At 59.0% G+C, this 21,738-nt stretch carries 17 protein-coding genes; 4 read left to right on the top strand and 13 right to left on the bottom strand.

Annotated features, from left to right (window positions below):
• The first annotated feature begins 37 nt into the window (after positions 1-37).
• Positions 38-1,045 (top strand): DUF2156 domain-containing protein, encoded by a 1,008-nt coding sequence (locus ACO06L_RS19765; protein WP_064227140.1) that lies wholly within the window; start codon positions 38-40, stop codon positions 1,043-1,045.
• Here the strand turns inward: ACO06L_RS19765 and murI are convergent.
• Together murI and nudC are read right to left on the bottom strand one after the other, a co-directional pair.
• Entirely contained in the window at positions 1,023-1,886 is an 864-nt protein-coding gene (gene murI, locus ACO06L_RS19760) for a glutamate racemase (protein WP_202347140.1), read from the bottom strand. The genes ACO06L_RS19765 and murI overlap by 23 nt on opposite strands.
• Positions 1,883-2,698, bottom strand: coding sequence for an NAD(+) diphosphatase (nudC, locus tag ACO06L_RS19755; protein WP_202347138.1), 816 nt, complete (start codon positions 2,696-2,698; stop codon positions 1,883-1,885). The genes murI and nudC overlap by 4 nt, the downstream gene beginning before the upstream one ends.
• A 151-nt stretch (positions 2,699-2,849) precedes the next feature.
• On the opposite strand from nudC, the gene plsB reads away from it, so the two are divergent.
• Positions 2,850-5,318, top strand: a complete 2,469-nt coding sequence (gene plsB / locus ACO06L_RS19750) for a glycerol-3-phosphate 1-O-acyltransferase PlsB (RefSeq protein ID WP_202347137.1) — start codon at positions 2,850-2,852, stop codon at positions 5,316-5,318.
• A gap of 6 nt (positions 5,319-5,324) precedes the next feature.
• On the opposite strand, the gene ACO06L_RS19745 is transcribed toward plsB, so the two are convergent.
• From ACO06L_RS19745 to ppc, 6 genes are all read right to left on the bottom strand, one after another.
• On the bottom strand, positions 5,325-6,161 hold the full coding sequence (locus ACO06L_RS19745) for a class I SAM-dependent methyltransferase (RefSeq protein WP_202347136.1): 837 nt from the start codon (positions 6,159-6,161) through the stop codon (positions 5,325-5,327).
• Positions 6,161-6,523 carry a UDP pyrophosphate phosphatase gene (locus ACO06L_RS19740; protein WP_202347135.1) on the bottom strand — a complete coding sequence of 121 codons (363 nt, stop codon included), beginning with the start codon at positions 6,521-6,523 and terminating at the stop codon, positions 6,161-6,163. Before ACO06L_RS19740 ends, ACO06L_RS19745 begins: the two co-directional genes overlap by 1 nt.
• A 136-nt stretch (positions 6,524-6,659) precedes the next feature.
• Positions 6,660-7,355 (bottom strand): tRNA (adenosine(37)-N6)-threonylcarbamoyltransferase complex dimerization subunit type 1 TsaB, encoded by a 696-nt coding sequence (gene tsaB / locus ACO06L_RS19735; RefSeq protein WP_202347134.1) that lies wholly within the window; start codon positions 7,353-7,355, stop codon positions 6,660-6,662.
• Positions 7,356-7,389: 34 nt separating this feature from the next.
• On the bottom strand, positions 7,390-8,043 hold the full coding sequence (gene adk, locus ACO06L_RS19730) for an adenylate kinase (protein WP_202347133.1): 654 nt from the start codon (positions 8,041-8,043) through the stop codon (positions 7,390-7,392).
• A gap of 200 nt (positions 8,044-8,243) precedes the next feature.
• Positions 8,244-9,614 carry an HDOD domain-containing protein gene (locus ACO06L_RS19725; protein ID WP_202347132.1) on the bottom strand — a complete coding sequence of 457 codons (1,371 nt, stop codon included), beginning with the start codon at positions 9,612-9,614 and terminating at the stop codon, positions 8,244-8,246.
• Between the two features lie 98 nt (positions 9,615-9,712).
• Positions 9,713-12,358: a phosphoenolpyruvate carboxylase gene (ppc, locus tag ACO06L_RS19720; RefSeq protein ID WP_202347131.1), complete on the bottom strand. Its 2,646-nt coding sequence runs from the start codon at positions 12,356-12,358 to the stop codon at positions 9,713-9,715.
• A gap of 104 nt (positions 12,359-12,462) precedes the next feature.
• Between ppc and ACO06L_RS19715 the strand changes: the two genes are divergently transcribed.
• Positions 12,463-12,696, top strand: a complete 234-nt coding sequence (locus ACO06L_RS19715) for a hypothetical protein (RefSeq protein ID WP_064227131.1) — start codon at positions 12,463-12,465, stop codon at positions 12,694-12,696.
• Between the two features lie 31 nt (positions 12,697-12,727).
• On the opposite strand, the gene ACO06L_RS19710 is transcribed toward ACO06L_RS19715, so the two are convergent.
• The 5 genes from ACO06L_RS19710 to cysM all read right to left on the bottom strand — a co-directional run bounded on the left by ACO06L_RS19710 (position 12,728) and on the right by cysM (position 18,627).
• Positions 12,728-13,072, bottom strand: coding sequence for a hypothetical protein (locus ACO06L_RS19710; RefSeq protein WP_008176163.1), 345 nt, complete (start codon positions 13,070-13,072; stop codon positions 12,728-12,730).
• 136 nt (positions 13,073-13,208) lie between these two features.
• Positions 13,209-14,066: a nucleoside triphosphate pyrophosphohydrolase gene (gene mazG, locus ACO06L_RS19705; RefSeq protein ID WP_202347130.1), complete on the bottom strand. Its 858-nt coding sequence runs from the start codon at positions 14,064-14,066 to the stop codon at positions 13,209-13,211.
• Positions 14,063-16,300, bottom strand: coding sequence for a GTP diphosphokinase (gene relA / locus ACO06L_RS19700; protein ID WP_064227493.1), 2,238 nt, complete (start codon positions 16,298-16,300; stop codon positions 14,063-14,065). Before relA ends, mazG begins: the two co-directional genes overlap by 4 nt.
• Before the next feature lie 57 nt (positions 16,301-16,357).
• Entirely contained in the window at positions 16,358-17,707 is a 1,350-nt protein-coding gene (rlmD, locus tag ACO06L_RS19695) for a 23S rRNA (uracil(1939)-C(5))-methyltransferase RlmD (RefSeq protein ID WP_202347129.1), read from the bottom strand.
• A 26-nt stretch (positions 17,708-17,733) separates the two neighbouring features.
• Positions 17,734-18,627, bottom strand: coding sequence for a cysteine synthase CysM (gene cysM / locus ACO06L_RS19690; protein ID WP_008176171.1), 894 nt, complete (start codon positions 18,625-18,627; stop codon positions 17,734-17,736).
• A gap of 225 nt (positions 18,628-18,852) precedes the next feature.
• Here cysM and ACO06L_RS19685 point away from each other — a divergent pair, with 225 nt between their 5' ends.
• Entirely contained in the window at positions 18,853-21,726 is a 2,874-nt protein-coding gene (locus tag ACO06L_RS19685) for an ATP-binding protein (protein ID WP_202347128.1), read from the top strand.
• Positions 21,727-21,738 lie beyond the last annotated feature (12 nt).

The raw sequence follows: 21,738 nt of genomic DNA, 5'->3' as shown, positions 1-21,738 counted from the left end.
GAGAGTCACCCAACAAAAATAAACAGGGAGAAGCAGCATGTCGGATCAGATACTCGCACTGGACAGGGTTGGCGCGCTGGAGAGCGGCTCATTTACATTTACCGAGCGTGTCGATTTCCTGAAGAGATACGGCACCCATTCCCAGTCGTTTTCCACGCTCCAACCAGGCATGCAGTATTTCGATGTACCGGGTATAGGTTACATCGCCTACATGCGCAAGTGGGGGGCAACCTTCGTGCTCTCGGACCCGGTCTGTGCACCGGAGGATTTCGGCGGCCTGCTGGAGAGCTTTCACCAGAAATTTCCGAATGCCAGCTACATCCAGGTGTCCAAGCCAGTGGTCGACTTCCTCCATCTGCGCTTTGGCCTCTACGGCACCCAGTTTGGCAGCGAGTCCCGCATCGATTTGAGAAAATGGTCCCTCAGTGGAAAGAAGAAGCAGATTCTCAGAACCGCACTGAACCAGGCGGAGAAAAGCGGTATTACCGTCAAGGAACGTTTCAGCGACGACCACACCCGTGAAATATCTGAGGCCTGGATCCGAACACGGAAATGCAAGAGCAATGAAATTCGATTTCTGATACGCCCCATGGAAATGGACTACCGCGAAAACGAAAGGCACTTCTACGCCTATCAGGATGGCAAGGCGGTCGGGTTTATCTATTTCGACCCGATCTATCGCAACAACGAGATCATCAGTTATGTGCCCAACATTTCCCGGGCCAATGCCGATTTCCGCCAGGGTATTTTCTATACCCTCATGGCCCATGCGATGGAAGTTTTCAAGGCCGAGGGCGTGCCCTACCTGGATCTTGGGCTGATTCCCTTGTCACTGGATTCGGCAACAGAACATCAGGAGAGCAGGCTGCTGAAACGTCTCCTGCACGGACTCTATGAAAAAGGTAATTTCCTATATAATTTCAAGGGACTGGAGTTCACCAAATCGCGCTTCCGGGGCGAGAACTTTAAAACCTATTGCTGTCACAAACGATCGATTCCGGCGCTGGAATTCCTGGCCATGTTTAAACTGACCCGATTGCTGTAACTCCCGGGGCATCACCGGGCCAGTCTTCATTGAGCAGCCTCGGCGCCAACCCGAGTCCTGTCATGAAAGTTATGATTCCTTTGGGCGCCGAACCTGAGAACAAAGCTGACATTACGGGGTGATCCCCTGCCCCGCAGGTCTGGCCTTCGGCCAGCGCAAGTTGTCCTTTCTGTTCCAGCAGCCAGGCCACCCGCCGGGCAATGGCCTCCCCCGAGTCGACCCAGAAACGAACTGACGGGAGAGTCTGCTTAAGGCTTTCCAGTAACAGCGGATAATGGGTGCAGCCCAGAACCAGCGTGTCGACATCGGCGTCTCGAAATGGCTGCATTGCTGCTTGCAGCTCGGCAAGTGGAACTTCTCGCCCAGAAACCAGGTCCTCCGCCCAGCGCACCAGCCCCGGATGACCGATGCGTTCAACCTTGCAGTCGCCGGCGAATTCCTCAATCAGCCTGTCCAGATAGGGTCTGCGAACCGTTGCCGGCGTCGCCAGAAGCCCCATCCGCCGGTTCACGGTTTTCGCCGCCGCCGGCTTGATGGCGGGCACCACCCCCACAACCGGCACCGGTGTCATGGCCCGTAGATGCGGCAGAACCACGGTGCTGGCGGTATTGCAGGCCACGACGATAACGTCCGATGGGTACAGCTGGAGAGCTCTGGCAATCAGGGTGCAACAGCGGTCAATCACGACCGTTTCGGATTTATCGCCATAGGGAAAGCCTGCGTTGTCCGCAAGGTAGACGATCTCCAGCCCCGGCAGATATCGGTGAATGCAGGCCGCGACGCTCAGCCCGCCCACGCCGGAGTCGAACACCAGAACCCTTGGAGGCGCCTGCCCGCTCAAACCGGAATGCCTCCCCGGGAAATCTCGTTCTCCATGGCCCGGATCAGCCGGCCCGAAATCGTGGTTTCCGGCGGCACAGGGGGTGTATCACCCGGCAGGAACCAGTCGGCATCGGCAAGCTCATCCTCCTGAAGAACCAGCTCGCCCCCCGCGTAATCGGCAAAAAATCCGACCATCAGTTGGTGGGGGAAAGGCCAGGGTTGCGACGCATGGTAGCGGATATTGGTGACATCCAGCCCGGTCTCTTCCTTCACCTCGCGATGCACAGCGCCCTCGAGGCTTTCGCCGGGCTCAACAAAACCGGCAATGAGGCTGTAGAAATGCCTCTTGACCCTTGAAGACCTGGCAAGCAGCAGCCGATCGTTCCGACGGATCACCACTATCACGCAGGGTGCGAGCCTCGGATACCACGGGATTCCGCAGGGTTCGCACCACTTGGCCCGCTCCCTGGGGTGGAAGCCGGTTTGTTCGCCGCACCGACCGCAATAGCGGTGGTCGCGCCACCACTGCCATACCTGAAACCCGGTGCTGAGCATATCCGCCGGGGCATCACTGAGCATCAGCAGAGCATCCCGCAAGGGAATAGTCTCATGATCACCAACACCAGAGTCCGGTAATTCTGTCACGAATACGTCGCGTCCGTCGTAGTTGCCCAGAGACACCGACTCGGGCAACCCGTCCCGGAAAAGGCGACTGTCGCCATGATGCAGCCAGCCGTTATCAGGCTTGACCACGTCTGTCCCCGACAACGCGAGGATGAGATCGCCTTTTTCCGGCGGCCGGGTCGTCCAGCCGGGTATCCACTGAGTCATTCGACCACCATTTGATGCGTCAATCGGGTGATTAATAGATCAGTCCGAAATGTACCACATTGCTGCACCGGCCAAGAATGAAAGCTCGACTTTCCGCTCTGTACTCAACCAAGTAAACTTGGCACCTGTTTCTTCAACGGAGTTGCAATTTATGCGTCTTTACCAGGGCATTCGCAGCCTGATCCTGACCCTTTTCCGCAAGATACTGTTCATCTGGGTCCGGACAGATGTCAGCGGCAACAGCGTTGAGGCCCTCGCCCTGGATCCCGACAAACCGGTTTGCTACGTGCTGCAGTACAGCTCACTGTCGAGCCGCCTGGTTCTCGAGCAGGAGGTCATCCGGGCAGGCCTGCCGGGCGCCACCGAAGCCCTGCCGGTGAAGAACGGTCCGTCCCACTCCTTCTTTTTTCTCTACCGCCGGATTGGCGGTTTTTTCAGAGGTCGCCAGGCGCCAGCGCCCACCAATGAATTTCAGGCCCTGGTTCGCTACGGACTCGAACACCCAGACCAGGATGTCCAGATTGTGCCTGTGTCCCTGTTCTGGGGCCGCTCTCCGGACAAGGAAAAATCCCTGGTCAAACTGCTGCTATCCGACACATGGTCCATTGCCGGTCGGCTTCAGAAGTTCCTGATCATCATGGTTCACGGCCGCAATACCTACGTACAGTTCAACCAGCCGCTGTCACTGAAGCAGGTCATCGATGAATACCGGCACAGTGAGGAGCGCGCCAACCGCAAACTGGCGAGAATTCTGAGAACCCACTTCCGCCGCGTTCGCCAGGCTGTTCTGGGGCCCGACCTCTCTCATCGCCGCACCCTGGTGGCAGGCCTGGTGCGCACCCAGGCAGTCAAGGAGGCTATTCGGGAGACCGCGGCAAAAGACGACATCCCCCCGGAGAAGGTTCGTGCCAAGGCCTACAAGTACGCAGACGAAATTGCCGCCAGCATGTCCATCGTTACCATCCGGTTCCTGGAAGTGGTGCTGTCATGGCTGTGGAACCGGATCTACAAAGGTATTGCCGTTAACAATATCCGGGTGGTGAAAGAAGTGGCCCAGGACAACGCGGTGGTCTATGTGCCCTGCCACCGGTCACACATCGACTACCTGCTGTTGTCCTATGTGCTCTACAAGAACGGCCTGATGCCACCGCATATCGCCGCTGGCATCAATCTCAATATGCCGGTTGTCGGGCCGATCCTGCGCCGGGGCGGGGCATTCTTCATGCGCCGCAGCTTCAAGGACAACCCCCTGTACGCCACCGTTTTCAATGAATACATGCACGTGATGTTCTCCCGGGGCTACTCCGTCGAGTACTTTGTGGAAGGTGGTCGCAGCCGCACGGGCCGGATGCTGCAGCCGCGGCCGGGCATGCTGGCAATGACCGTTCGCAGCTTCCTCCGCGACCACCGCAAACCCATTGTGTTTGTGCCCGTTTACATCGGCTATGAAAAAGTCATGGAGGGTCGCTCCTATCTGGGCGAACTTCGTGGCAAGAAAAAAGAGAAAGAGAGCGTATTCGGCCTGGCGAAAACCGTTCGCAAACTAAGCAACTCCTTTGGTCGCGTCGCGGTGAACTTTGGCGAAGCCATTCACCTGTCAGAGGTTCTCGATGATGTTCACAGCAGCTGGCGGGATGAGGCCTACGACACTGAATATCGTCCACGTTGGCTTAACAGCGCGGTGTCGGAGCTATCGTTCCGGGTGGCATCCAACATCAACGCCTCGGTTGCCGTTAACCCGATCGGCATGACCGCTACTGTTCTGCTGGGCACCGACCGACTGGCGATGGATGAGGGCCAGTTAATCCGCCTGATGGATCAATACGCCGGGCTGCTCAGGGCTTTCCCCTATGCGGAAACGGTAACCCTGCCTGAGGGCTCCGGCAAGGACTGGATCGCCTACTGTGAAGACATGGGTCTGGTTAGCCGCCAGCCTCAGAAACTCGGCGACATCATTGCCCTGGAAGGCAGTAATGCCATCCTGATGACCTACTACAGGAATAACATCCAGCATCTGTTCGCTCTGCCCTCATTGATTGCCAGCCTGTTTGAAAACAAGGATTCGCTGGGTCGGGACAAGATCGTGTTCCTCGCCAGCGTGGCCTATCCTTACCTGCAATCCGAGCTGTTCCTGAAGTACCAGCCGGATGAAGCCAAAAACGTGATCAATCAGTGGATTGATGTTCTTATTGAGCAGGGCCTGCTGAAGCCGCTGGATGATGACCGGATCGGTCGGCCGGAGGAAGGGACAGAGTCGATGCTGAGGCTCAGGGTTCTCTCCCGCTTTATCATTCAGACCGTCGAGCGCTACCACATTGCCCTGGGCATTCTGCGCAAGTACGGCTCGGGTAAGATCAGTGCCTCCGAACTGGAAGAGCAGAGTGCGCTGCTGGCCGAACGCATGTCCATCCTTTTCGGTCTCAACGCACCGGAGTTCTTTGACAAGAGCCTGTTCCGGAACTTCATTGCCAATATGCAGAACAATGGCGTTATCACCACCGACGATAATGGCCTGCTGTGCTACGGGGAAGGACTGGATGAGGTGGCGGATGATGCACGCCTGGTGCTGAGTGTCGAGAAGCGACAGGCTATCCAGCAGGTCACCATGATGGGCGCCTGATCGCGCTCACTGGGTTGGCAGCGCCTTGATGGAGTAGACATCATAACGGCTGCTTTTGCCTTCTATGCGAGTTGTCGGCTCCGGCCCCTCAATCGCCGGGGCCTTCCGGGGTCGCTTGACCACAACCCGGTAACGGGCACGCTCAAGAGCGCCAGCCAGCAGCTGCCCGGAGTCCTCGTCGTCCCCCACGATGGTACGAAACACCTGCATTTCCTTTTTCACCAGAGCCGACTTGTCCCGGTGGGGGAACATCGGGTCCAGGTAGACGATATCGGCAGCCTCGGCATCAGAGTTCAGCAGCCAGTCAATACTGCTGCCTTCCAGCAATCGCATGCGCGCGACGATAGCTTCGCAATCCACGTTCAGGGCGGCCCGCGCCAGACCATCCGCCAACAAGGCATGGATCACCGGATTACGCTCGAACAGCGTGACCCTGCAACCGAGGCTGGCCAGAACGAAGGCATCCTGGCCCAGCCCTGCGGTCGCATCAACCACATGAAGCGTCGCACGGGTTTTCTGCAGGCCGACCGCTTTGGCCACCAACTGACCGGCACCACCGCCATGTTCGCGACGGTACCCCATCTTGCCGGTAACAAATTCCGCGCGCACCGGCCCGGGTGCACCCTTGCCGGTCACCTGCAGGCCAAGACCCTGCTCATCAAGGAATAGCAAAACCGGAAAATCCCTGACATCTCTGGGTCGCACGACACCGAGATTGATCAGCCCAAGAGACTCAGCGAGAGGCTCGGCCTGGAATCGGTCTCCCAGCGCGCTGCGGCCAACGGCGACGGTGTTCTGGCAAAGGGCAGAAAGGGCGGACGGTTCGGAAGAAGAGTCAGGCATCAGACCAGAATATCAATTCCGGCCAAGCTACCATCGCCGCCAGTTTCCTGACCGGCGGCGGCGACAGAGGCGAATGTGGACAGAGCCCTGGCGGCTGGGAGAGAAACCTCGTCAGCACGGAACCGCTCCAGACGGACGTCTTCGGCGGCACGACGGGCCTCAACCCGCCGCTCGAGGCTTTCAGTCGCATTACGGTCGCTGACAATGCCCTGTCGGCCATCAGCCAAGTCACGGCGGGCGGCATCGGGCGCTTTTTCCGGCGTTGACGCAGGCGCACGGGCCGCATCGCTGCGCTCCCGAACAGGGCTGTTGTTGCCGGTCTGGAAATTGAAATTGTTACCCGGGTTAATACCGCCAATCATGTTCAGATACCACTGGCCGGATGACAGGAAAACGTGAGCTGGAAGTATGGAAGATTATCGCCTGGAAGAAAAGACGGTTGGTCAGTTTTTACCCAGGATGGCGACTTGCCCGGATTAAACCGGGCGTCCATCGCGACTATCGGCCGGGCAGCTTTTTCCAGGCCACTTCATCCCTGATATACACCGGCTGAGCCTGCTCTGCCGGCACCGCCTTTCCCTGCTCGTAGGCGATCACTGCCAGGCGCGCAACCCAGGCTGCACGGAGCACCAGAGTTTCATCGATAATATCTACCCTTCCGGATACCTCCTCGGGCATGGCGGAGCGGTACTGCCAACCCGGACCTGCTCCGAACCAGCGTTCAGCGCCTGCGGGCAGCGTCACCGCCTCCGGCGGACAGACCTGTTCCGGAGCCAGCGCCACCGGGAGTCCTGACCGGGCGGCGAAACAGCCCCAATAAACCTCGCCCATACGGGCGTCGAATGCCACCGCAATACCGGTGTCCTCGGGGATCTCCAGGGCATCAATGGCACCCAGAGCAACCGCCTCCAGTGAGGAGACGGGCACCACCGGGATATCGAGCCCCCAGGCAAGGCCCTGTACGACACCGGTGGCGATCCTCACCCCGGTGAAAGAGCCCGGGCCGCAGGCAAATGCCAGGGCGTCCAGCTCTGCCGGGGCCAGGTTTTTCTCAGCCAACAGCTCCCGCACCATTGGCATCAGAAGCCGGGTGTGGCCCCTGGGGGCAAGCTCGAAGCGTTCGGATATCTCGCCATCAACAAGAAGGGCTGCCGAGCAGCCCTCTGATGACGTATCCAGTGCCAACAGTTTCACAGGTGTGAAAACCTCAGGTCAGGATGCCAATGATTTACTTGAGTTCAGACAGGATCTGGTCGCGAATGCTGTCCAGGCTGCCAACGCCTTCCACGCGGACGTATTTTGGCGCCGCAGCAGGCTCTTTCGATGCCCAGTCCTGATAGTAGCCGACCAGCGGTGCGGTCTGGTCGTGGTAGATCTTCAGACGCTTGCGAACCGTCTCTTCCTTGTCGTCCTCACGCTGAACCAGCGGCTCGCCGGTTTGGTCGTCCTTGCCCTCTACTTTGGGCGGATCGTATTTCACGTGATAGATGCGACCGCTACCTTCATGTACCCGGCGCCCGGACAGACGGCTGACGATTTCTTCGTCATCGACGGCGATTTCGACCACATAGTCGATGGCAATTCCCTGGTCTTTCAGAGCCTCGGCCTGGGGGATAGTCCGCGGGAAGCCGTCCAGCAAGAAACCGTTCTTGCAATCCGGCTGCTGAATGCGCTCTTCGATCAGCGCAATAATGATGTCGTCAGACACCAGGCCGCCTGTTGCCATGACTTCCTTGACCTGCTTGCCCAGCTCGGACTCGGCTTTTACCGCCGCCCGCAGCATGTCACCGGTGGAAATCTGGGGAATACCAAACCGTTCAGTAATGAACTGGGCCTGAGTTCCCTTGCCTGCGCCCGGTGCGCCTAACATGATGATTCGCATAACGCTGTGCTCCCGTTTTAGTCATTATCATTTGAAAAGCTGTGGCAAAAACCTCTGCCTTTGCGACAGCCTCTCCTGCACGGAACAGGTGTCAGCCGGAACGGCGAAGGCGCATTATACGAAGTCAGCCACGTCAGAGAAAGTCGACCTCCGTATCATGCACCGGAAGTGCGCATTTCCCAGCGAATAACGACAGGGTGTCAGGATGACAGGGAGCTGGCCAGTGCGTCCAGATCTGGAGCCACGCGATCAAGTTCTACATTCAGCTCTTCCAGAACCTCCGGTCGCAGGCCCAGGCCCTCGAGCAAAGTCGGCACGTCGTCGGGGTTGAACTCATCACCAATACCCCGATCTTTAAGCAGGGCGTTGGCCAGCTGAACCATCAGGACATAGTTCTCATGCTCGCCGTGGTAACCGGACTGCTGATGAACACCGGCCGCCTTGACCACCGGATCCGGCAGTTGCCACAAACGGTGCAGTATCCCGCCAATGGCGCCATGGCCAACCGAGAGGATCTCCTGGCCATTGCCCTGCCCGAACACCTGCTGCTCGAGAGAGTGCATGCTGGCCTCAGGATTGGCCTCGCGAAGCTCATTGAGTTCATCGAACTCCGCCGGGAAAAGATGCCCGACCAGCAACAGGCCGAAGTTGTGCAACAGCCCGCAAAGATAACCCAGACCTTTCTCGGCACCGCACCGCGGCGCAATAATCTGGCATAGAAACGCGCAATACAGGGAGTGGCGCCAGAAATTATCCATACCCAGAATGCCATGGCGGGGTACTTCAAAGGCGCGAACAGAGGCAATGCCCAGGGCGATGTGAGCCACACGGTCGAACCCCAGTACACGGGTGACCGCTTCCTGTACCGAATTGATCTGGCCCGGATAATTGAACAGTGCAGACCGGGCATAACGCATGATCTGCGCTGTCAGGCTCGGATCAAACTCGATCAGCTCGGCGAGTTCCCGGGCGGTGGCGTCGGTATTGGCGGTCAACCGCAGGATGCGAAGGGCGAGGGCCGGCATTGGTGGCAGGCGGTAGAGTTTCTGGAGTTTGTCGGCCACTTCCTCGAGCGTTAGTGCCTCGCGGTTGCCATTCCCCGGCCCCCGGATAACCAGGTGCCCTTCCCTGGCGCCTGCCAGCGCCAGCCGGAGGGATCGGCCATCCATCTCTATCAGAGAATGATCGGTACCGCTGGAGAACACGGCCTGATCCGACTGAATCACATCCTCATCAACGATAACGGGCAGTTCGTAGGCCTGCCCGATGGGTGGCGTGAAGCCGGGATCGCAATCCCCGAACAGGCGCATGGTCTGACGAGCGGTCAGCGGCTGCAGGCGCCGACCAGTCAACTGGTGGAGGGCATCCGGGTCCAGGGAACTGTCGAACTTGTGCACGGCCATCACGACGCCGGTAATATCGATCAGGAGGGTGGCCTGAACAAAGGCGTCCTGCGACAGGCCCGAGGCAATAACCGCCGCATCCAGGCTGGTCACCTGATCTATCGGCAGTTCTTGATAGCTGATGCCCTTGCGGGCGAGAAAACGTTCCAATCGTGCAGCCAGAGCCACAGCTTACTCCCTTTGTTCTTCGTCGGTGGCCAGGCTACCCGGCCTTTTCCCGGCACTCTTTTCGGCACTATCTCCGGGCAAATCATTAGCGTACGCGATCAACCGGTGTTGCGCATGCCCGCAGCAATGCCCGCCATGGTGACCTTCAGGGCCCGTTCCACCAGTTCCGGCACCTCGCCCTTGCCCTCACTTTGCCGATCCCGCCGCAGCAGTTCAGCCTGCAGGTAATGCAGTGGATCCGTGTAGGGGTTGCGGACCCGCATAGAATGCGCGAACACGGGCTCCGCCTCAAGCAGATCGGTTTGCTCCTTGAGCTCCAGAAGCCGCTCTATGCAACCCTGGAGGCGTGTTCGAAGGCTTTCACCCAGGGCTTTTAGCCGGTCATCGTCCAACAAGGTCTGCTCATAATAGCTGGCGATGCGCAAATCCGCCTTGGCCAAGACCATCTCCAGCATATCCACGTAGGTGCGGAAGAACGGCCAGCCCTGCATCATCTCCCTCAATACTGGAAGCCGGTTATCCCGGGCCGCTTCCTCAAGCGCGACGTCACTACCCAGCCAACTCGGCAGCATCAGCCGCATCTGAGTCCAGGCGAAAATCCAGGGTATGGCCCGAAGGCTTTCCACGCCGCCGGTTGCCTTTCGCCGGGCCGGCCGGCTGCCAAGCGCCAGTTTACCCAGGGCCTGCTCGGGTGTGACCTGGCGGAAATAGGGCACGAAATCCGGATTCTCCCGAACCACATCCCGGTAGGCTTTCAGGGACCGCTCGGTTAGCCAGTCCATGGTTTCCCGCCAGCTGTCCTCCGGCTTGGGTGGCGGCGCCAGAGTAGCTTCAATAACCGCGGTGGTGTAAAGCGTCAGGCTCTGGACTGCCAGCCGGGGCAAACCGAACTTGAACCGGATCATTTCCCCCTGCTCAGTGATCCGGAAACTGCCGTTTACCGAGCCCGGTGGCTGGGACAGAATCGCCCGGTTGGCAGGTCCACCACCGCGGCCAACGGTACCACCCCGACCATGGAACAGGGTCAGATGCACACCGTACTGGCGGGCGACGTGAGTGAGTTTCTCCTGGGCCTGGTACTGGGCCCAGGCTGCCATAAGTTGACCCGCGTCCTTGGAGGAATCCGAGTAGCCGATCATCACTTCCTGCCGGCCCTGGCAATACTCCCGGTACCATTCCACCTCGTACAGTGCCGACATGCTGTCCGGCGCGCCACGCAGGTCATCCAGGGTTTCAAAAAGCGGGACGACCCGCATTGGAAACTTCATCCCGGATTCCCGCAGCAGCAGAATCACACTCAACACATCAGAAGGCTTGCTGGCCATGGAAATCACATAGGACCCCAGGGCTTCCGGGGTTTGTTGCGCCACCACTTCGCAGGTTGCCAGCACCTCCGCAACGGACTCAGAAGGCTCCCAATTGCGGGGGACCAGCGGGCGTCGGCCCTGAAGCTCCTGCACCAGGAACGCCTGGCGCTCCTGCTCGGACCAGGACAGATAATCCCCCATACCGAGATAATCGACCATCTCGGCCACGGCCTCTGCGTGACGGCTCGCCTCCTGGCGAATGTCCAGCCGGATCAGCGGCAGGCCGAAGGTGTGTGCACGCCGGATGGTGTCCAGCAGCGGGCCGTTGGCTATATCCTCCAGACCACACTCAACCAGCGACCGATAGCAGAGCTCCAGGGGGCCGGTGAAATCCTCGTTTTCAAACAGAATACCGCTGGCGTCAGCAGTCTCTCCATTGACGCTCGCCTCGGCCCAGTCACGGGTTTTGATCAGCCTTTCGCGGAGTTCAGCGAGCACATGGCGATAGGGTTCCCGGGAATCACCAACGACGGCCTTGAGTTCGTCGCTTGCCTGCCACATGGACAGTTCCGCTCGCAGCGCCTGAATATCGCGAAGATAGAGATCCGCTGCCATCCAGCGGCCAAGAAGGAAGACCCGACGGGTAACCTTGTGGGTAACATTCGGATTGCCATCGCGATCACCGCCCATCCAGGACGCAATCCGGATGGGTGACGCCTGCAGGGGCAGGCCCTTCCCCGTCGCACCCTCCAGAGAGGTGTCCAGGCTCCTCAGAAACTGTGGCAAAGCCTGCCATAGACTGTTTTCGATAACCGCAAAGCCCCACTTGGCCTCATCCACCGCGGTTGGTCGCTCATGACGAATCTCGTCGGTGTGCCAGGCTTCCGTCACCAGCTGGGACAGGCGGTTGACGATTTCCTCCCGTTCGGCCGGCATCAGGTCGTCGTGGTCGAGCCGAGCCAGGCAATCCGACATTTCGTCGTATTTCATGATCAGGGTGCGCCGGGCCACTTCGGTGGGGTGGGCCGTGAGCACGAATTCTATGCGTAAGTCCGCGACCCGCTGATGCAATTCTTCCGGCGTGACATCGCCGCTCTTCAGCCGCTCAAACACCTCACCCAGCGATTCCACCATGAGATCGGACTGGTGGCCCCGCTTGCGACGGATACCATGGTATTGCTCGGCCAGGTTGGCCAGGTTCAGGAACTGGTTAAAAGCCCGGGTTACCGGAAGCAGCTCATCATCGCTCAGCTTGCCGAGCAGATTCACCAACCGCTGGCCGGAACCGCTTTCCTGGCGGCGATCAGCCTTGGCGGCCGCACGGATTTCCTCGATCAGCTCATAGCAATCCTGTCCGGGATACCGCCGTATGCTCTGGCCAAGCAGCTCGCCCAGCATTCGTACGTTTTCTCGGAGTTCGGGATGTAGCTCAGTCACATTGGCGTCCTTTTGAATTGACGGAGGCGAAGTAAACTTACGATACTAAGGAACAGTCGAGAAAGTCTATTGGCGATTCAAGCCTGTAGCTGCAAGGAGTCATCATGAAGGTCACTGATTTGCCCAAGCACTGGGAAAAGCAAAAAGAGTCTGTGGAGCGCACCCACGATTACAACCTGCGTCTGCCGCTGGAAGATGCCGCACGGGTGGCTGCACTGGCAGAGCTATACCCGGACCGCAGTGAGAGCGATATTCTGAACGATATGATTGGCGCGGCACTAGACGATCTGGTTCGCCAGAGCCCGCTGAAGGACAAGCTGGAAGGGAAGGATAAGTAAGTAACGACGGGCAGCGTTCGCTGCCCTTTCGTCAGGCTACTGATTCCAGCTGACGAGCCTTGAGGCGCTGGATGTGTTTCTGGCTCAGGCTGACGAACTTCGGAGTCAGCCCCTGATCTTCGTAGATCTCGAAACCATCCTCGTCATACGCCACCACCTTGGTACCCTGAACGTAAGGAAAGCTGGTTTCCATTTCGTCCAGTGCTGCAGAAATCAGATCCCGCATCAGATCCTGAGGTGACTTCATCGGATAAAGCGCTGCGAGCTTTTCGAGGCGCTTGTGATGCTGGTCAGACAACGCCATGAAATAGGCGTCTCGGGTAAGCCGACCACGTGCATGCTTGTCCCAGTAGTTGACCAGATCTTTGATTTTCATGGTGCCTTCACTCCTGCATCTTATTGATGGCGCACGGCGCACGAAAACTGTGCATCCGTTTCCGGAAGTGTAGACGAAGCCGTCGGTCTGGGGGCGAGAAAATTGGTAACGGATTGTACTTACCGATCCGTCCTGTTCAGTCCCCGTTTTCTCCCCGTTCCACGCCTTTAACCGCCTGCCAGACAGCGTCCAGCGCCTCCAGTGATTCTTCGTCCATGTCCCGGCCCTCGCGCTCAAGTACACGTTCAATCGCCCGGAAGCGGGCATCGAACTTGTGGTTGGTTCGATTGAGGGCCTGCTCAGGATTAACCTTCATGAACCGTGCCAGGTTCACACAGACGAACATAAGATCGCCCAGCTCATCTTCTACGGCATCCGGATCGCCGGCGCCGGTGTGCGCCGCTTTCCAGGCTTCCTTGAGCTCGTCGATTTCCTCATGGAGTTTGTCGAAGACGGGGCCGATATCCGGCCAGTCAAAGCCGTGGCGGGCCGCCCGTCTCTGGAGCTTTTCGGCCCGTGCCATGGCTGGCAGGGTACGGGCGATGCCATCAAGCCGGCTTACCGGTGCGCCGGCTTCGGGTGTCGGCTTCAGTGCCCGCTCCTCGGCCTTGATGCGCTCCCAGCTTTCCTTGATCCAGGCCTCATCCGGCCGGTTATCCGGATCGATTCGACTTTCCAGGGTCCCTTCCGGAAAAACGTGGGGGTGTCGGCGCACCAGTTTGCGCACCAGATTATCGACCACACCATCAAAATCGAAATGGCCGTCTTCTCGACCAAGCTGGGTGTAGAAGATCACCTGGAACAGCAAATCTCCCAGCTCGTCTTTCAGGTGCGGGTAATCCTCACGCTCAATGGCATCGGCGACTTCGTAGGCTTCCTCCAGCGTGTGCGGCACGATGGTCTTGTAGGATTGCCTGGTATCCCAGGGACAGCCCGTCTCCGGGTCCCGGAGACGGGCCATCAGGGTTTTCAGATCCTCAATGGTATAGCTCATCCGCGTTTACGCCTTACATCAATGATATTGGGCAGGTTGCGAATCTGCGCCAGCAACCGCGCCAGCTGCTCCAGGCTGGAAATCTCGACCGTCACGGTCATGGTGGCCGTATTCTCATCCTTGTTACTCAGGGTATTGAGCGACAGCACATCACTCTTGGAGGCCGACAGCACCTGGGTGATATCCCTGAGCAGTCCGGACCGGTCATAGGCCTCAATCTCGATATCAACCGGATAGACCGCCGCCGGCCGGCCACCCCAGCTCACCTCAATGATCCTGTTGGGCTCGAACTCACGCAGGTTCAGGAACGTCAGACAGTCCTGGCGATGCACCGTAACGCCCCGGCCGACGGTGATGTAGCCACCAATAGCGTCACCGGGCAAGGGTTTGCAGCATTTCGCCACCTGTGTCTTGAGCTTGCCAACGCCCAGGATCTGGATGTCCGATTCGGTATCGTAGGGCTTGCGGCGCTGGGTGCTGAGCTTCAGATCCAGCTGTTCGGACTTGGGCTCCAGCATCTGCTGGGCCACATTGGCGACATGAGTGGGGCGAAGATCGCCGGCACCCGTGGCGGCAAACATGTCCTCCGCACTGTGATAATTCACCTTCTTCGCGAGCTCACCCAGATCCACGTCGTAAAGGGACAGACGCTTGAACTCGTCCTCGAGGATGGCACGGCCATCAACGATATTGCGGCCCCGATCCTGCTGTTTGAACCAGTGGGTAACCTTGGCCCTTGCCCGGGAGGTCTGGATGTAACCCAGACTCGGGTTCAGCCAGTCGCGGCTGGGGGCCGGATTATTGGAGGTCAGGATGAACACCTGGTCGCCGGTTTTCAGCGGATAGGTCAGCGGGACAATCCGGCTGTTCACCCGCGCACCTCGACAGGCGTGGCCGATTTCGGTGTGAACCCGATAGGCAAAGTCCACCGGCGTTGCACCCTGGGGCAGATCCACAACATGGCCCTCGGGCGTGAAAACATAAACCCGGTCTGACGCCACATCGGATTTCAGATGGTCCGCCAGCCCGGACAGGTCGCCCAGCTCTTCCTGCCACTCCAGCACCTGGCGCAGCCAGTTGATCTTGGCATCGTACCCGGTGGACTTGTTGCCCTTATCCATCCCCTTGTACAACCAGTGGGCACAGACGCCCAGCTCCGCCTCCTCATGCATTTTGTGGGTACGGATCTGCACTTCCATGACCTTGCCCTCGGGGCCGATCACCGCCGTGTGCAACGACTGATAACCATTTTCCTTGGGGTTGGCTATGTAGTCGTCGAATTCGTTCGGAATATGGCGCCACAGCGTGTGGACGATACCCAGGGCGGCGTAGCAGTCGCGCACTTCCGGGACCAGAATTCTAACAGCACGGACATCGTAGACCTGGGAGAAATCGATGCCCTTGCGCCGCATTTTCCGCCAGATGCTGTAGATGTGCTTGGCGCGGCCAGACAGCTCGCCTTCAATGCCATAGGCTTTCAGCTCGGTCTGCAGGGTCTCAATCACCCGCTTGATGTAGCTGTCGCGGGCGAGCCGCTTTTCATCAAGCAGCTTGGCGATCTTCTTGTACGCAGACTCATGCAGGTAGCGGAAAGACAGATCCTCCAGCTCCCACTTGATGTGACCAATGCCAAGACGATGGGCGAGCGGTGCATAGATATCAAACACTTCCCGGGCCACTCGCATGCGTTTTTCTTCCGGGGCATCCTTGACCGCCCGGATGGCGCAGGTCCGTTCGGCCAGTTTGATCAGGGCAACCCGGACGTCGTCAATCATGGTGACAAGCATCTTGCGGACGTTGTCCAGCTGGCCTTCACTCTGTCCCAGGACGTTGCCTTTCAGGGGGTGATGGATGGACGAAATAGCCGCCATCTGCTGCACACCATTGATCAGGCCTGCCACCTCGTCGCCAAACTCCTTGCGGATCGTCTCGAGGGGAACACGCTCTTCACGTACCGCGCGGTAAAGAATCGCCGCCACCAGGCTGGCCTGATCCAGATGCAGCTCCGCCAGGACCTGGGCCATCTCAATGCCGATCCGGAAGCTGCTGGAACCAGGGGCCCATTGCCGGTCCTGCCGGAACGCCTGAAGATCGATCTCCGCGGCTTTTTCGCAGGCCTGCCGGAACTGACCCGGGTCTTCCAGGTGTGTCTGCGAGGCTATCTGGTGAACCCAGCCCTCAATATCCACCTGGCCATCGCCAGTCATTGCGTAGTCTTCGCGAACTTTTACCATATCAGTCTTGTTATTCCTGATGGTTTCCGCAGCCATCCCTGACTGCCCACAACATCGTCAGCCGGAATCCCGCTCGAACAGCGCGATGGATTCCACATGGGTGGTGTGGGGAAACATGTCCATCACACCCGCGCGCACCAGGCGATAGCCGTTGCGCACCATAACGCCCGCATCCCGCGCAAGGGTAGCCGGGTTACAGGAGACATAGACTATCTTCCGCGCACCGAAGGCGGTGAGGTATTTGCAGATTTCCTCGGCACCGGAGCGGGGCGGATCAATCAGGATCTTGTCGAACCCTTCCTTCGCCCAACTCTGGCCGGTGAAGTCTCCGTGCAGATCGGCACCGTGAAAATCGACATTTTCCAGGCCATTCAGTTCCGCATTTTCCCGACCGCGCACGACCATGGTCTCGTCGCCTTCCACGCCAACAACCTGTCCTCCCCTCCGGGCCAGGGGCAGCGTAAAGTTCCCCAGACCGCAGAACAGATCCAGGACACGCTCACCCGGCTGGACATCCAGCCATTCCACGGCCCTGTGTACCATCGCGCGGTTAATGCCTGCATTGACCTGAGTAAAGTCCATGGGATGAAATTTCATGGTCAGGTCGAATTCTTCCAGCCTGTAGCTCAGCCGTTCATCATCCCGGCCAGAGGTTTCGGGCCATATCCGATGCACCGTGTCGGGGCCTTTTGGTTGCAGGTAGATATGCAAATCGTGGGCCTGACCAAAGGCGATGAGCTTTTCCCGATCACCGGCCGAGAGGTCATCCATGTTCCGGAACACCATCACGGCCACATCATCGCCACAGGCAACCTCCACCTGGGCGATTCGGCTGTATGCGTCCAGGTCGTGCAGCATATTGCGCAGGGGCAGTATGCGGTCGCCGATGCGGGGATCCAGCACCACGCAACGATCGATGTCGGTCAGGAAACTGTTGCGTTTCTCCCGGAACCCCACCAGGACAGACTCCCTGGCCTTGACGTAACGAACCCCGAGGCGGGCCTTGCGGCGATAGCCGAGGCTCTCCTCCGATCGCAGCGGCTCAATCCATTGTTCGGGCTCAATGCCCCCGAAATGAGCAAAATGCTCCCGCAGGGTGTTTTCCTTGAACTCGATCTGGGCATCGCCACTCATATGCTGGAGGCTGCAGCCACCGCACAGGTCGGCAAACTCGCAGGGTGGCGTCTGGCGATCCGGCGCAGCTTCCAGAACCTCTTCGGTGCGCAGTTCGTCGAACTTGCTTCGGCTGGACACCACTTTCGCCATCACCGTTTCACCCGGCAGGGCGCCATCCACAAACTGGGTTTTGCCGTCCTGACGGGCGATACCCCGGCCATCGTGGCTCAGGGTCTCAATCTCACAGCGCACGGGCTCTTTCGGAAGAACCTTCCTGCGTCGTCTGCTCATACTTGGGTCTCTTGGTAAAATCGTGTTCAGGCGCCGGGAAATACACCGGTGGAAAGATAGCGGTCGCCGCGGTCACAGATAATGGCCACGATGATGGCGTTTTCAACCTGCTGCGAGAGCTTGAGCGCGGCCGCGATCGAACCGCCGGAGGAGACGCCACAAAAAATGCCTTCCTCGGAAGCCAGGGCCCGCATGGTGTTCTCGGCCTCTTCCTGGCCAACATCCAGCACCTCGTCCACCCGTGCGGCATCGTAGATTTTCGGCAGGTAGGCTTCGGGCCATCGCCGGATCCCGGGGATCGAAGCGCCTTCTTTTGGCTGCAGCCCGATGATGCGAATATCCGGGTTGCGCTCCTTGAGGTAACGGGAAACGCCCATGATGGTGCCGGTGGTGCCCATGGAGCTGACAAAATGGGTGACGCGCCCGCCGGTCTGTTCCCAGATCTCGGGACCGGTTGTGCGGTAGTGCGCCAGGGGGTTGTCTTGGTTGCTGAACTGGTCCAGCACCCTGCCCTTGCCCTCCGCCTGCATCTTGAGGGCCAGGTCACGGGCGGTTTCCATACCCTCTTCCCTGGTGACAGTGACAATTTCCGCACCGTAGGCGCGCATGGATGCCCGACGCTCCTCGCTCATGTTCGCAGGCATGATCAGCACCATGCGGTAACCCTTGATCGCAGCCGCCATGGCCAGGGCAATGCCGGTGTTGCCACTGGTCGCCTCGATCAGGGTATCGCCTGGCTTGATGTCGCCCCGGCGCTCCGCCTCCTGGATCATGCTGATAGCCGGGCGGTCTTTGACCGAGCCGGCAGGGTTGTTTCCCTCCAGCTTGGCCAGAATCACGTTACTCGTCTCACCGGGGAGACGCTGCAGGCGAACCAGAGGGGTGTGCCCGACATAATCTTCAATGGTGGGAAAATGCATATGATAACCCTGTGGTACACTTTTGGCTTCGCATGATACGCGTTATCGCCCCGGTCTCCCAATACAGCTTCTCGCTATATCCATGACCGGCGGCTATATCCGACACCGGATTTTCCGGTACTGCCGGGACTGATACCACAGTTATCCCGTTCCGGATCAGCTATTCTTAACACGGACGTTTCCCGCTCTGCGGTGCGGACATAAGCAATAATTCAGGAACACGGTATGCGACGTTGGGGCATTCGCAAGAAAGTTTTGGTGGTCACACTGGTTCCCACCCTCTTGACCACCCTGATGCTGGGGCTGTTCTTTACCTACAGCTGGGTTAACAATATAGAAAGCCTGCTGAAAGATCGGGGCGAATCACTCTCTCGTCAGCTCGCCGCCGGTTCCGAGTACGGCCTGTTTACCGCTAACCGCAGCTTGCTCAGCAGCCTCTCCAATGCCCTCCTGGAAGAGCAGGACGTGCGCTCCATCACCTTCTTTGGCAGTGACGGCTCGCGCCTGCTTCACACCGGGCCGGGAAGCTCAGAGACCGTTCAGTCCGGGGAACTCACCGCCGAGCACGCAACCCGGATATCCCGGAAAAACAGCACTCGCTTCATCACCCCTGTTTTTCTCCAGGATCTGATGATCGAGAGCATGCTCGACCCGGATGCCCGCCAGTCCATGTCGAATCTTCGGGAGCCTCTCGGTTGGGTGGTTGTGGAGATGTCCCATATCCGCACCGAAAAAGAGACGTACAAGGCCCTGCTGATTTCCCTGCTACTGATTCTAGCCGGCGTTATTCTCAGCATGGCCATTGCCCTGCGGCTGAGCCGTGCGTTCACCAACCCCGTGTTCGAGCTGAACGAAGCCGTTGCCAAACTCAAGGAAGGCAAGCTGGATACTCGCGTCTATACCGGCGCCGGCCCTGAGTTCGAACAACTGGAATCCGGCCTCAATGCGATGGCCGAGGAACTGAGCAAGGCCCAGGCAGAAATGCAGCAGAACATCGACCAGGCCACGGAAGATCTGCGGGAAACGCTGGAGACCATCGAAATCCAAAACATTGAACTGGATTTTGCCCGGAAGGAGGCGCTGGAAGCGAGCCGGATAAAGTCAGAGTTCCTGGCCAACATGTCCCATGAAATCCGCACGCCGCTGAACGGCATTATCGGCTTCACCGAGCTGCTCCTGAAGAGCCCCCTGCCAAGGCAGCAAAGGGACCATCTGAGCACCATCAGGAAATCCTCGGAGATTCTCCTAACCATCATCAACGACATCCTGGACTTCTCAAAAATTGAAGCCGGCAAGCTGATTCTGGACCGGGTGCCCTTCCAGTTGCGGGATATTGTCGAGGAAGTCATGGTCATGCTGGCGCCGGCCGCCCATGCCAAGAACCTGGATCTGGTGCCGCTGGTCTACAACGATGTGCCAGATAACATCATGGGTGACCCCTTGCGGGTCAAACAGGTGATCACCAACCTGGTCAACAACGCCATCAAGTTTACCCAGACCGGCGAGGTGGTCCTGAGGGCGAGCCTGGAAGAGGAAGAGACAGACACCAACCGGGTGACCTTGCGCCTGAGCATCACGGATTCCGGCGTGGGCCTCTCCCGGGCCCAGCAGCAATCCCTGTTCAACGCCTTCAGCCAGGCCGACGCTTCGACTGCCCGACAATACGGTGGCACCGGCCTTGGGCTGGCCATCTCGAAGCGCCTGGTCGAGGAGATGGGGGGCAAGATCGGGCTTGAGAGTGAACTTGGCAAGGGCTCGACCTTCTGGTTCACCCTTACCTCGGAGCTTGCCACCAGCGGTGAGGCCGTTGCCCCCCGGGATGCCCTGCGTGGGGAACGGGTAATCTACCTGGAACAACAGAAAACCACCGGACTGGCCGTGGAACACCTGTTGCGGGACTGGGGCATGGTGGTGGACCGGGTGGCCTCACCCGGTGCGCTGCAGGAACACATTGAGGAGGCCCAGAAAAGCCAGGCTGGTTATGCGGTGGCCATTGTCGGCATTACCCGTCACCTGCTCAATTCCAGCCAGTACTGTGGCCTTGTCCGTACCCTGGAGATCGAACGGGATTGCCGGACACTGTTGCTGACCCCCACCCTGGAAACTCACGACACACCACTGTCGGGGCTTGCCAGTGGCCACCTCACCAAACCGGTGTGCCGCGATTCCCTATACGACGAGCTTCTGCTGCTGGTGCACGGCATCAATTCCAGTGGGCGGGTGCCCGAATACGAGATTTCCGCCAACCGAGTGACCACCGCCAATGTTCCCCGGGTACTGGCAGTGGATGACAACGACGCCAACCTCAAGCTGGTGATGACCCTGCTGGAAGACTGCCAACTGGACGCTGAAGGCGCTTCCAGCGGATTTGAAGCCCTTAGCAAGGCCAGACAGAAACCCTTCGACCTGGTCTTCATGGATCTGCAGATGCCCGGCATGGACGGCGTGGAAACCACGGCAAGGCTGAGGGAGATGGATACCGGCAATCATCGGACTCCGATCATTGCCTTGACCGCCCACGCCCTGGCGGACGAGCAGGAACGGCTGACCAAACAGGGCTTCGATGGCTACATGCCCAAGCCCATCAGCAGTGGCCAGCTTACCGAAATCATCCATGAGTACACCGGTTACGTCTGCCCTAAGAGCGGAAGCAACGGCCGGCTTCCCGTGCCGGAAGTCCGCGACACCCGCCGGGCCCTCAGGCCGTCAACCCGCAAAATGCAGCAGGACTGCGTCAGCGTCGACGAGAGCATCCAGCTGGCCGCTGGCAAGGCTGACCTTGCGGAAGAACTGTTCAGCATGCTGCTCGAACAGGTCCACGTGGATCGGGAGCGAATACCGGGACTCTGGGCCAACGACAATATGGATGAGCTGCTGGAGTGCGTTCACAAACTCCATGGCGCCACCCGCTACTGCGGTGTACCGGAACTGCGGGCCGCAGCCAACCACCTGGAAACGGCCATCAAATGCTCTGCCCCGGATCTTGAGCACCAGAAAGACCAGTTGCTCTCGGCCATGGAGCGGCTGCAAATCTGGAGCGACCAGACCGACTGGCAACAGCTGTTTCGCGAACGCCACGAGGCCGCCGAAACGACCTGACGCTACCTCGAA

The sequence above is a fragment of the Marinobacter sp. genome (assembly GCF_965229985.1).
In the GTDB taxonomy this organism is placed as follows: domain Bacteria; phylum Pseudomonadota; class Gammaproteobacteria; order Pseudomonadales; family Oleiphilaceae; genus Marinobacter.
This window is presented reverse-complemented; position numbering and strand designations above follow the sequence as displayed.